Source organism: Bacteroides sp. 43_46, from assembly GCF_001915455.1.
Taxonomy (GTDB): Bacteria; Bacteroidota; Bacteroidia; order Bacteroidales; family Bacteroidaceae; genus Bacteroides; species Bacteroides caccae.
In genome coordinates this window covers 74,642-86,736 of the sequence record NZ_MNQN01000096.1, presented here as the reverse complement: position 1 = coordinate 86,736, position 12,095 = coordinate 74,642, and the positions used below count along the sequence as shown (strand labels likewise).

Annotated in this window: 11 protein-coding genes; 8 read left to right on the top strand and 3 right to left on the bottom strand. The window is 41.6% G+C overall.

All coding sequences use genetic code 11. The features are described 5' to 3' along the window. Positions 1-408: 408 nt before the first annotated feature. The 5 genes from hemW to BHV72_RS07490 all read left to right on the top strand — a co-directional run bounded on the left by hemW (position 409) and on the right by BHV72_RS07490 (position 6,836). Positions 409-1,539 carry a radical SAM family heme chaperone HemW gene (hemW, locus tag BHV72_RS07510; protein WP_122119160.1) on the top strand — a complete coding sequence of 377 codons (1,131 nt, stop codon included), beginning with the start codon at positions 409-411 and terminating at the stop codon, positions 1,537-1,539. Between the two features lie 19 nt (positions 1,540-1,558). Next, complete coding sequence (locus BHV72_RS07505) at positions 1,559-2,119, top strand: RNA polymerase sigma-70 factor (RefSeq protein WP_005682649.1); 561 nt, start codon at positions 1,559-1,561, stop codon at positions 2,117-2,119. A 102-nt stretch (positions 2,120-2,221) separates the two neighbouring features. After that, entirely contained in the window at positions 2,222-3,112 is an 891-nt protein-coding gene (locus BHV72_RS07500; protein ID WP_005682648.1) for a FecR family protein, read from the top strand. After that, positions 3,109-5,793 (top strand): TonB-dependent receptor, encoded by a 2,685-nt coding sequence (locus BHV72_RS07495; protein WP_286855537.1) that lies wholly within the window; start codon positions 3,109-3,111, stop codon positions 5,791-5,793. The genes BHV72_RS07500 and BHV72_RS07495 overlap by 4 nt, the downstream gene beginning before the upstream one ends. A gap of 2 nt (positions 5,794-5,795) precedes the next feature. Beyond that, the gene (locus BHV72_RS07490; protein WP_005678704.1) at positions 5,796-6,836 is read left to right on the top strand and encodes a DUF4249 domain-containing protein; all 1,041 of its coding nucleotides are present in this window, start codon (positions 5,796-5,798) and stop codon (positions 6,834-6,836) included. Here BHV72_RS07490 and BHV72_RS07485 read toward each other — a convergent pair. Continuing rightward, positions 6,778-7,455 (bottom strand): ATP-binding cassette domain-containing protein, encoded by a 678-nt coding sequence (locus BHV72_RS07485; RefSeq protein ID WP_005682646.1) that lies wholly within the window; start codon positions 7,453-7,455, stop codon positions 6,778-6,780. The genes BHV72_RS07490 and BHV72_RS07485 overlap by 59 nt on opposite strands. 473 nt (positions 7,456-7,928) lie before the next feature. Here BHV72_RS07485 and BHV72_RS07480 point away from each other — a divergent pair, with 473 nt between their 5' ends. Continuing rightward, the gene (locus BHV72_RS07480; protein WP_286855536.1) at positions 7,929-8,216 is read left to right on the top strand and encodes a LysO family transporter; all 288 of its coding nucleotides are present in this window, start codon (positions 7,929-7,931) and stop codon (positions 8,214-8,216) included. Further along, positions 8,213-8,821, top strand: a complete 609-nt coding sequence (locus BHV72_RS07475) for a LysO family transporter (protein WP_005678698.1) — start codon at positions 8,213-8,215, stop codon at positions 8,819-8,821. The genes BHV72_RS07480 and BHV72_RS07475 overlap by 4 nt, the downstream gene beginning before the upstream one ends. Before the next feature lie 164 nt (positions 8,822-8,985). On the opposite strand, the gene BHV72_RS07470 is transcribed toward BHV72_RS07475, so the two are convergent. After that, complete coding sequence (locus BHV72_RS07470) at positions 8,986-10,044, bottom strand: DUF2027 domain-containing protein (protein WP_022041627.1); 1,059 nt, start codon at positions 10,042-10,044, stop codon at positions 8,986-8,988. Positions 10,045-10,228: 184 nt separating this feature from the next. Between BHV72_RS07470 and BHV72_RS07465 the strand changes: the two genes are divergently transcribed. Then, a complete protein-coding gene (locus BHV72_RS07465) occupies positions 10,229-10,921 on the top strand; it encodes an HAD family hydrolase (protein WP_005678696.1) in 693 nt (230 codons plus the stop codon). 35 nt (positions 10,922-10,956) lie between these two features. Here the strand turns inward: BHV72_RS07465 and BHV72_RS07460 are convergent, their stop codons facing one another. Continuing rightward, complete coding sequence (locus tag BHV72_RS07460) at positions 10,957-12,015, bottom strand: winged helix DNA-binding domain-containing protein (protein WP_022041626.1); 1,059 nt, start codon at positions 12,013-12,015, stop codon at positions 10,957-10,959. Between the last annotated feature and the right edge of the window lie 80 nt (positions 12,016-12,095).

Sequence of the window (12,095 nt, the reverse complement as noted above, 5' to 3'; positions counted from 1 at the left end):
TCGAAAAGCATCGCTTCCACGAGAGTGGTTTTCCCAGAGCCAGAACTTCCCAACAAGGCAATGTTCTTGATTTCATTAGTCTGATATACTTTCATAATACACAAGATTTAAATAATTACTTAGTATGACTCACATACCATTCATTTAGTGTTGCGCAAATTAGGGATTTATTGGGGGAAAAACAACATTTAGGGCAGTGTTACTAAACAATGTTATGTAGCATATACTTAACATGAACAATTCCGCTTAGTATAAATTTGCTTCCTCAACAGAAACAATTTAACAGTTCATTACCTATTCGGAAATATTCATATACAGCGGCGTTTTGTGTTAAGAGAAAACAATTCTTTGATATATTATCCGATAATAGTCTTACTTTTGCACCTACAAAACTCAAACAGCATAGCTATGGCAGGTATCTATCTTCATATTCCTTTCTGCAAGACCCGTTGCATCTATTGTGATTTTTACTCGACTACCCGTAGTGAACTAATAACACGCTATATACACGCCCTATGCAATGAACTGGAAATGAAGAAAGAATATTTGAAAGAGGAAAAGATAGAAACTGTTTATTTCGGCGGCGGCACTCCTTCCCAATTAGGAGAAGAAGATTTCCAACAAATATTTAAAGCCATACAAAAGCATTACGGACTGGAAGATTGCCGGGAGATTACCCTGGAAGCCAATCCGGACGATTTATCAAAAGAATACCTGCAAATGCTATCGGCTCTTCCCTTCAACCGCATCAGTATGGGAATACAAACTTTCGATGACGCAACTCTCAAATTATTGAAACGCCGCCATAATGCCCGGACTGCCACCGAGGCCGTCCGCAGATGCCGGGAAGCCGGTTATCAAAATATCAGTATCGACCTCATATACGGACTGCCGGGAGAAACCAAGGAACGGTGGGAGAAGGATCTTCGACAAGCTATCAGCCTGAATGTAGAACACATTTCCGCTTATCATCTGATTTATGAAGAAGATACACCTATATATAATATGTTGAAGCAACATCAAATATGTGAAGTAGACGAAGATTCCAGTCTGGAGTTTTTCACGCTACTGATAGAATATCTTCAAAAGGCAGGATACGAACACTACGAAATATCCAACTTCTGTCGTCCCGGCTACTATTCCCGTCACAACACTTCATATTGGAAAGGAATTCCTTATTTAGGATGCGGACCTTCTGCACATTCTTTCAATGGAACAACACGCGAATGGAACATTTCTTCTATCGACCGCTATATAAAAGGTATTGAAGAAGGGCAACGGGTCTTCGAAACCGAGTATCTCGGCCCGATCACCCGTTACAACGAATTTATTATCACCACCATGCGTACCGTATGGGGTACCCCCATAGAAAAGCTAAAACAACTGTTCGGGATTGAGATGTGGGAGTATTGCCGGAAAATGGCAACTCCCTACCTGAAAAACGGCAAATTGGAAGAATACGAGGGCGCTTTACGCCTGACCCGTGAAGGGATTTTCATTTCCGATAGTATTATGAGCGATTTACTCTGGGTAGACTAAAAAACTAAACTATAAGCCGATGACCGAATCTGAAGTTAGAAAGTTATTACGGCAAATGAAGGAGCAGGATTCGCAAACTGCTTTCCGCGACTTCTACGACATGACTTATGACCGTCTTTTCCGTATAGCCTACTATTACGTAAAGCAAGAGGAATGGTCACAAGAAATCGTACTTGATGTTTTTCTCCGACTCTGGAAACAACGGGACACACTGCTCGATGTAAGAAACATCGAGGATTATTGTTTCATTCTAGTCAAAAACGCTTCACTCAACTATCTGGAGAAGGAATCAAAGTACACCACTGTCCATTCTTCTTGCTTGCCGGAACCGCAGGAACAAAGTTGTTCACCCGAGGAGACATTAATTACCGAAGAATTATTCGCTCTTTACGTCAAGGCGCTTGACCGCTTGCCGGAACGTTGCCGTGAAGTCTTCATCCGTATCCGAGAGGAACATCAAAGTTATGCCCAAGTAGCCGAGGAGCTCGGTATTAGCACCAAAACCGTAGATGCCCAACTTCAGAAAGCTGTCAGCCGGTTGAAGGAAATGATTGCAAGCAGTCAGATAGAAAGTTATTAAGAAGAAAATGGAATACGTTTATATTTAACCTTTATTTGCTAAATACGAATAGGGAAATTCTGGTTACCTCCGGTCTTTATCAACAAATAAACCGAATAGAATATGAAGTATACCGATACAGAATTGGAAACGATACTAAGCAAGCTCATCGCTTCCACACGCTCGCCACGTGGGCGCTTTTCAGCAGTAGCCAGCTATCCGCAGTTGGAAAAGCGACTAAAACCACATATCCGGTGTTTATTCCCGACGCGTATGCGTATATTGGCAGCAGCGGCAGCTGTTATTCTGCTCTGTCTTTCGGTAGGAACAGTATATTTATATATGCAACCGACTTCACTCCAAACAGTATCCACAATGGCCGAAACACGTAATGTCATCCTGCCCGACGGCAGTTCTGTACTGTTGAACCGTCATTCGTCGCTATCCTATCCGAAGCGGTTCAAGTCGGACAACCGGGAAGTACAACTCACCGGAGAAGCCTATTTTGAGGTTAGCAAAGACCAGAAGCACCCGTTTATCGTACAGACCGAGCACATCAACGTACAAGTGTTGGGAACTCACTTCAATGTGGACGCCTATCGTAACAACCCGGAGGTAAAGACTACTTTATTGACAGGTTCGGTAGCAGTCAGCAATAAAAGTAATTCTGTCCGCATGATTTTGAAACCGAATGAAATTGCTATATATAATAAGGTGGGAAATAAACTGACCCGTCAGGTGACGAAAAATGCAAAAGATGAAATTTCCTGGCGAGACGGGGAGTTTATATTCGACAATCTTCCCTTAGGAGAGATCGCCCGCGAACTGTCCAATTCATTCGATACACCGATTCATATTGCCGACACGTCACTACAAAGCTATCGGATTTCGGCACGATTCCGCAATGGAGAAGACTTGGAAACAATTTTATCTGTACTACACCATGCAGGTTATTTCAACTATTCACAAAATAATAAACAGATTGTCATTACCACTAAACCAGACTTAAAATGAAGATAATTTCCCAAGATTACCTGCCTGTCAGAACATTCATCCTGATAGGCATGGTACTCCTTACCACTACACAGACGTACGCCCAAAATATAAATACACGTCTTTCGTTTACACTGAAAAATGCCACTCTCAAAGAATTCGTCAAATTGATTGAAAATTCAACCGGGTATTCTTTTATCTATGGTGAAGAAGTGGGTATCAGGCACAAAATTGCACTGAAAGCAAAAGAGATGCCCTTGCATGAGGTGTTGGACACTGTGTTTAAAGACGAACTTATAAGCTATCAATTCTCCGGACGCTACATCCTACTGAAAGAGAAAAAAGGACAAAAGCCCGTAAGCCGCAAGTTTACTATCAGCGGATATGTCACTGACGGGACGTCTTCCGAGACGTTGATTGGCAGTAACATCATTGAGAGTCATCAACATCAGGGAACCACCACCAATCCTTACGGCTTTTACAGTATCACACTGCCTGAAGGAGAAACCGAACTGCGTTTCTCCTATCTGGGCTATGCTACGGAAACACGCAAATTCACTCTTTCCAAAGATACTCTGCTGAATATCCGTATGCAGGGAAATACGCAACTGGAAGAAGTTATCATTATTTCCGACAAAGCTGAAGCCGGAGCAATAGCCACGCAAATGGGTGCCGTAGAGATTCCAATGGCACAAATAAAAAACACCCCAAGCATATTGGGAGAGGCAGACGTGATGAAAACCATTCAACTTATGCCCGGAGTACAAGCCGGAGTGGACGGTTCCGCCGGATTGTATATACGCGGAGGAAGTCCCGACCAGAACCTTATCCTGCTGGACGGAACACCTGTATATAATGTAGACCATTTGTTCGGCTTTTTCTCCGTCTTTACCCCCGAAGCGGTGAAAAAGGTCACTTTGTTTAAAAGTTCCTTTCCCGCTCGCTTCGGCGGACGACTTTCCTCCGTTATCGATGTACGTACCAACGATGGAGATATACAGAAATACCACGGTACGTTCAGTATCGGACTGCTAACCAGCAAGATTAACCTGGAAGGGCCTATCATCAAAGGAAAAACATCATTCAATATTTCAGCACGTCGCTCCTATCTGGACTTACTGGCAAAGCCTTTCATGCCGGATGATGAAAAATACAGTTATTACTTTTATGACATGAATGCAAAAATTAATCATAAGTTTTCTGACCGGAGTCGGATGTTCCTAAGTGCTTACCACGGGAAAGACCATTTTGCAGCCGATTATGACGGTAATACCGACTTTAAGGACGGAAGTAATATGGGGTGGGGAAACACGATTGTTTCCGCCCGATGGAACTATATTTTCAATAACCAGTTATTCAGCAATACAACAGTTTCCTATAACAACTATTTATTCGACGTTAACACATACACCAATAACCAGTATTCTACCGGTGCGGGAGCAATCATTCTCAACCGTTATTCCTCCAATTATCATTCCGGTATTACCGACTGGAGTTACCAGATTGACTTCGATTATAATCCAACGCCTGCCCATCATATAAAATTCGGCACCGGCTATCTTTTCCACCGTTTTCAACCGGACGTAACGACTTCTGTCATCTCAGACAAAACCGATAACAGAATAGACAGGGATACCACTTATCATAATGCAAACAACAGCAGGATTCATGCACACGAAGTTACAGCCTATGCGGAAGATAACTTCAAGATTGGTTCCCGCCTCCGGCTGAATCTAGGCCTGCACCTTTCCCTGTTTCACGTACAAGATCAGAATTATCTCTCCTTACAGCCACGCATTTCGGCACGTTATCAACTTAATAAGGATATTACTATCAAAGCATCTTATACAAAAATGAACCAATATGTGCATTTGTTGTCGTCCATGCCTATCGCCATGCCCACGGATTTATGGGTCCCTGTCACAAAAAAAATAAAGCCGATGCGTTCTCACCAATATGCTTTAGGCGGATATTACACAGGTATAAACGGTTGGGAGTTCTCGGTAGAAGGTTACTACAAAGATATGCGCAATGTACTCGAATACAAAGACGGTGTCAGTTTCTTCGGTTCTTCCTCCGGCTGGGAAAATAAGGTAGAAATGGGAAAAGGACGATCGGCAGGAATTGAGTTTATGGCACAAAAGACAGCAGGAAAGACAACCGGATGGCTGTCATACACTCTTTCAAAAAGTGACCGTAAGTTTACGAAAGGAGGCATAAACAACGGTGAGTGGTTTCCATATAAATATGACCGCCGCCATAGCATTAACCTCACTATTAATCATAAGTTCAGCGACCGTATTGATATTGGAGCCTCTTGGGTATTCTACACGGGAGGCACCAGTACCATTCCGGAAGAGAAGACTACTGTTATCCGTCCTCACAATGGTGCAAACAACGGTTTTCTATGGTATGGGACCTACGATAATACCAATAGTTCACCTACTATCGGAGATGTGTCTTACATAGAACATCGTAACAACTTCCGCCTCCCTGCAAGCCACCGCCTCAACTTGGGAGTGAACTTCAATAAAAAGACCAAACACGGTATGCGAACCTGGAATATCAGTCTATACAATGCATACAACGCCATGAATCCGGCATGGGTATACCGAGGCCACAACAAACAAGGACTAAGCGTTATCAAGAAATACACCTTACTTCCACTGATTCCTTCTTTTACTTATACTTATAAATTTTGAATATGAAAACTATTTTTTACCTATCTATACTGTTCGTTACAGTCACAATGATGTCGTCCTGCGAGAATGAGTTACCCTTCAACATCAACAATAATCCGCCCAAACTAGTGATGAATGCTTTGATTAATGCGGAGAGCACGGATAATCTTCTTTTCCTCAACTTCACAAGTAAAGAAAATAGTACTCATGTACAAAATGTAACCGTAGAGGTACGTATCAACGGCGAACTAAAAGAGAGCCTTCGCCCTCTCCCACCCGAGACGGAAGGTAATCCACAATGCAGATTCGGCATTACTTCCCGATTTACCCCCGGAGACGCAGTGCGCATTGACGCTATTACCGACGACGGACAATATCATGCATGGACGGAAATCAACGTTCCCCAACGCCCTTTCGAAATAGAAAATGTCGATACTGTCACCGTTCCGCTTGCACAAAGCGGATATACCACAGAATATCTGCGCTATCGGATTACGATCAACGACCGTCCCAATGAAACAAACTATTACCGTATCGTGATAGATAAGCAGACTACACTTTGGGGATATAACCACGAAGAAGGAGGAGACGATTACATCTATTGGACAAAACACAGTTATAACTTCATTGGCCGCGAGGATGTCGTTCTTACAGACGGACAACCCACCACCGGTGATGATGAAGATAACGGACTATTCGATACAGCTAAAAATATTTATGGTGTATTCGACGACACCCGGTTCAGAAACACTTCCTACACTATGACAGTTTACAACAATACTAAAATCGAAACAGGTAGCGATTCCGGATATTTTTCAGGAATGGACGTCATTATCCGCTTGATGAGTATCACAGAAACGGAATATTACTACCTGAAAGCACTTAATTTAGTAGACTCCGACGCTTACGATGAAACAATCAACGAACCGATCAAATATCCCAGCAATGTACACGGAGGTACAGGAATGGTAGGAATCAGCACGGAAGTTACTCAGACGATTCATATTATAAGTAGCTCTCACTCAAAAGGTAACCTTGCTCCACCAGTCCACGTTTATCAGTAAGCTCCAGCAATACGCCCTCACGAATCAGAGTGAGCCGGTTAACAACTTCCAGCACTTTTCCGTAATTATGATCGCTGATCACAATCCCTTTATTTACCGAATGCTTTTTTATCAGCTCTATCAGTTTATCCGCCAAATGAAAAGATAAATAATCAAACGGCTCATCCAACAATACGAATTTAGTGTCGCCAAGCAACAGTAACTTGGCTTCCAGATATCTCCGTTCACCTCCGGAAAGCTGTGAGACACGTCGGTCCATACACGATTGTGCCACTTCATCATCTTTATAAAAATCAGACACGACATCCGTATCCAAATAATAACGTACCAATTGTTTCATTTTTTGATGTTTAGGCAGATAACCTTGCTGCGGCAAGAAAGCAATCGTTCCGGAATGTCGGTAAGGAGCCGGAAGAATTTTGCATCCATCCAAGCGGATAAACTTCCTGTCGGCTTTCATTGTACCGAATATAATTTGCATAAGTACGGATTTCCCCGTGCCATTTCTGCCGAACAATCCGATGACGTCTCCCGTATTGATTCTCAGGTAGACATCCGACAGTAGTTGCCGGGTACCGAAGTTCTTGATAACACTATCTATTTCAAGCAAATGATGCATAATTTCATAATCCAGAGAATGAACCAATAAACAGCAAATACGGAAATTATCAAATTCCGCTTCGGAATACCGGAATTATAATAAAAATAGTAGGCTTCCTTTTCAAGAATTTCCTTGTAAAGCAAACTTGCAACAATACCCAATCCCCCTAACATATAAGGAAAAGGTTCAAAAAATATACTCCAATCCCACTTTACTATAAGAAGACTGGCCAACACGGAGAAAGGTACATTGATTTTCAACGTACTGAAGAAAAACAAATAATATAGTTTTATCCTCCGCATTTATCTTGTATTGATTTGCTGCCAAATATATTAATAAAATAGGGAATCTTACTACAATCGGTCCTCCTATTTCAGCTTTTACCTTAAATTCTCCAACAACTCCTTCATCCGAAAGAAAGTTCCCGACAGTTTTAATTAGGAGCAAAGCACTTTTTCAACTATCTTTGCAACCAAAAACGAGTACAGACTATGTTTATCATCATTGGAATTATGCTGACGGGGATGCTGTTTGGTTATCTATTACGTAGCAAACGTCTCATGTGGATACATAAAATAATCACTTTCCTTATATGGGTACTGCTATTTCTGCTAGGTATTGATGTAGGTGGCAATGATATTATTGTCAAAGGATTGCATACATTAGGACTCGAAGCACTTATTATTACGCTGGCAGCGGTTATCGGCAGCACATTATTCGCCTGGGGGCTCTGGTACTTATTGTATATAAGGAATAGAGGAAAGGAGACGAAAGCATGAAAGGCAGCCTGATTATCGTCTCATTCTTTATCGTGGGTACCCTGTGCGGATTCTTTCATCTGATTCCTTACGACTTTACTGACAGTAAACTTAGTTATTATGCTCTCTGCGGTTTGATGTTCTGTGTAGGTACCAGCATCGGAAATGATCCGAACACCCTGAAAAGTTTCCGCTCACTGAATCCCCGTCTCATGTTCCTGCCTATCATGACAATACTGGGTACACTGGCAGGGTGTGCCGTAGCAGGCTTCTTCATGAGTCAACGTTCATCATCAGAATGTATGGCAATAGGAGCAGGATTCGGCTATTATTCGCTTTCCAGTATATTCATCACCGAATACAAAGGACCGGAATTGGGGACTATTGCATTGCTCTCCAATATCATGCGTGAAATTACAGCCTTACTCGGAGCGCCTTTACTAGTGAAATATTTCGGAAAACTAGCCCCTATTTCTGTTGGTGGAGCTACAACTATGGATACTACGCTTCCAATCATCACCCGATGTTCCGGAAAAGAATTTGTCATTATTTCTATCTTTCATGGTTTTGTGGTAGACTTCAGCGTTCCTTTCCTGGTCACATTCTTTTGTTCAATTTCATTCTAATAAAAATAGATAGCACGTTTATTCTTTTTATTATAGTCTCTTATGTAATTCTTTTGTATATTTAGCACATCAAACAATAAAAACGAATTTATTATGAATTCCCCCAAGTTTATCACGACAATTTTGTTCTGTTGCTTCCTCACGACAAACATCTAGGAATATCCCTATTTAACAGTCACCATTGTAGCTCCAAAGCCATATTCTTGGAAAGAGGCATCCTGATAGCGACAATTACTGTATTTCCGTTTTAGTTCGTCAATGATAGCTTTCCGAAGTACTCCGTCCCCTTTTCCGTGAATAAAAACAATCTTTTGTTCACGCTTGTTCTTATAGGTTTCCATTACCTCCCGAAACTTATCCAATTGATAGTTTAAGATCTCACTATTACCCATACCTTGTGTGTCATCCAGCAATGAATCAATGTGAAGATCTATTTCGATAATTCCATTCTTACTCCCATGACCGGATTTCACGATCGGCTGCGATTTAGGTTTATCAACAGATTTCTTCTGTAATAAAGCAACTTGGATCTCCTCTGCGGAAACATAGACTTGCTTGGCCGGCATATCATCTTTCACAATATCATAAATTAAAGCCGGTTCTTCAAAGAAGTCAGAATCACCGAACGTATGAAGTTTATAGAACTTCACCGTATCAATACGTATTTCTACACTAACGGCAGGTTTGATAGCAGCCGTTTTACCATCCTTGAAAGCTACCAGTTGCACAGCTACCCGTTCCATATCATTCAGTACATCTTTTGTAAACTCCTCCAGCAACAGTTTTGTATTAGGTTCCACCAATCCGTGCGAACGAGTTTTCCATGCCTTTCCTTCTGCGCTCAAGTAAGTATAATACAGATAATAATTGCTATCATTCACCAAATAAGCCTCGAAAGGAGTAGTCATCATTGCTTTCGCATCTTCGGGCACATAAGCCAGAAAAACATTCAGTGTATCTCCACCACGTACTTCCGGTTGACGCTGAATGACAGGCATTTCTGGTTTTACGGGTTTGACAGGTCCTTCCGTTTTCGGAGTCGATGAACCAGGTTTTCGTTTCATGTTATAGTCATCCGTTTCTATCACTACGCACTCACGTATCGGCATCGGAATGTCAAAGCCGTCCGCATCTTCTACCAAAACAAAATCTTTTCCCTGGAATCCGGTTACGATTCCGCCACCTACTTCACTAAGGAAGCGTACTTTATCTCCTATTTTCATTGTTGCATATTCAATTTAAGTCCAAACTAAAAAATGAGTAACAAAGATAGAGATTTCTATTCAATTAAACCGGGATTTGATTCTAAAAACAAGGAACTCGCCCTTATTCGTCTTTTTTATTGTAACTTTGCCCAACGAAATACCCAACATATTATTTAAGATTTCCTATTAACGACGAGAACCGATGAAAGAACTTATTAAAGTAATTGCCTTTGATGCAGATGACACCCTGTGGAGTAACGAACCTTTTTTCCAGGATATAGAAAAACAATACACAGACCTGTTAAAGTCCTACGGAACTCCCGAAGATATTTCGGCCGCTTTATTTCAAACAGAAATGAACAACCTGAAATGTCTCGGATATGGCGCCAAAGCTTTTACCATTTCTATGGTCGAGACGGCTTTGCGAGTTAGTGGACGAAAGATTTCAGCCACAGATATCCAACATATTATTGAGTTAGGAAAATCATTATTAAAAATGCCTATCGAACTGTTGCCGGGAGTCAAAGAAACCCTGAAAACACTAAAAAAAACAGGAAAGTACAAACTGGTGGTTGCTACTAAAGGCGACCTGCTCGATCAGGAAAATAAACTGGAACGTTCCGGCTTAGCTCCCTATTTCGATCACATCGAAGTTATGTCCGATAAAACAGAGAAAGAATATCAGCGAATGTTGAACATACTGCAAATTACCCCTTCGGAACTTGTCATGGTTGGCAATTCCCTGAAATCAGATATTCAACCTGTCCTATCTTTAGGAGGATACGGAGTACATATTCCTTTCGAAGTAATGTGGAAGCATGAAGTGGTAGATAGCTTTACACACGTTCACCTTAAACAAGTAAGAAGATTCGATGAATTGCTATCTCTGTTTTAAAAAAATCCGGTTATTCTAAATAAATGGAGAAAAGATTATTGCCAAAACCGCATATACTTATCTTTTTCCTGATTCAGTACAGTTTCATCTACACAATCATTCGACCTGAACCATGAACACTCTATTGATGCGCTTCCTTTTTTAGCAGATTTACTCCAATTTCCTATCACTTGTCCCTCATGAAGAATAACCGGATAAAACAATCCATTATTGGTAAATGCCTTGGGATAATGCTCTTTCGGCAAAACATCCGTCCGGTCTTTATATCCTAACAGATACTCATCGTATGAAGGAAGAAGATGCAAACGACCGGACACTTTACCGCGAGTCCGGCAAGCCTCATGGACATACCATGTTTGTCCATTCCATTGCTCTGCCGTCAATTCTGATTCTATTAAATAGATAGCCTGTTTAGCCTCCGATACAGGCAGTCCGGACCACCATATAAAATCTTGCAACACTGCCGGAGCATGACTACGAAAATAACTCCTGGCCAAACGTGCCAGTGCTTCATCTTTTGTAATCTCCGGCACAGGCGGCACTCGTTCTTCCAAAAGAGCATAGGTATATTTTCCACCTTTATCTTCTCCGCTACAAACAATGCCTTCCTGCTCGGCACGTACCATAAACCGGGTCATACGATGATTATCAGCCTCAACCAAAATCCCCGAACAACAAAAGTGCTCAGCAATTTCTTGTTTGGTCAGGCTTTTGTTTCCGCAAAGAATCTTCTCCAGCAGATTATAACTTTTTGCATAAAGTTCATCAGTTATTTCCAAATCATACCCTTTGGCAAAAGAGTCATTAGCCGACTTGATGCGCCGGGCAGACAACTTCAGCATCCAACGAATATCCTCTGCCGCTACAAGATGCCATGTCGGACGCATTACATGAGTCCGCAAGATTTCACCTTTTCGCAACGCTTCCTCTACGGTCTGAATCGTTGCTGACTTCAAACGCATTCCCACTGCCCACTTTACCATAGAATAATTCTGTGCCTGCATAGCTCCCAACCAAGACACAAGCTCTTTCGGTTGGCAGAAAAGCGGATTCAACAACTGCTGATTCTGTAAACGGATATTCGGTATTTTCATTTAGATAACTTTTATTGCACAAATATAAAACTTCCTCGCTACAAACCAAGACAAACAACAGAATATTGAACTTTCAGAAA

Bases quoted from the DNA above. Each gene is read 5' to 3' on its own strand.
- BHV72_RS07495 (WP_286855537.1), top strand. From the start codon at position 3,109: ATGAAGATAATTTCCCAAGATTACCTGCCTGTCAGAACATTCATCCTG.
- BHV72_RS07465 (WP_005678696.1), top strand. From the start codon at position 10,229: ATGAAAGAACTTATTAAAGTAATTGCCTTTGATGCAGATGACACCCTG.
- BHV72_RS07505 (WP_005682649.1), top strand. From the start codon at position 1,559: ATGACCGAATCTGAAGTTAGAAAGTTATTACGGCAAATGAAGGAGCAG.
- hemW (WP_122119160.1), top strand. From the start codon at position 409: ATGGCAGGTATCTATCTTCATATTCCTTTCTGCAAGACCCGTTGCATC.
- BHV72_RS07470 (WP_022041627.1), bottom strand. From the start codon at position 10,044: ATGAAAATAGGAGATAAAGTACGCTTCCTTAGTGAAGTAGGTGGCGGA.
- BHV72_RS07500 (WP_005682648.1), top strand. From the start codon at position 2,222: ATGAAGTATACCGATACAGAATTGGAAACGATACTAAGCAAGCTCATC.
- BHV72_RS07475 (WP_005678698.1), top strand. From the start codon at position 8,213: ATGAAAGGCAGCCTGATTATCGTCTCATTCTTTATCGTGGGTACCCTG.
- BHV72_RS07460 (WP_022041626.1), bottom strand. From the start codon at position 12,015: ATGAAAATACCGAATATCCGTTTACAGAATCAGCAGTTGTTGAATCCG.
- BHV72_RS07485 (WP_005682646.1), bottom strand. From the start codon at position 7,455: ATGCATCATTTGCTTGAAATAGATAGTGTTATCAAGAACTTCGGTACC.
- BHV72_RS07490 (WP_005678704.1), top strand. From the start codon at position 5,796: ATGAAAACTATTTTTTACCTATCTATACTGTTCGTTACAGTCACAATG.
- BHV72_RS07480 (WP_286855536.1), top strand. From the start codon at position 7,929: ATGTTTATCATCATTGGAATTATGCTGACGGGGATGCTGTTTGGTTAT.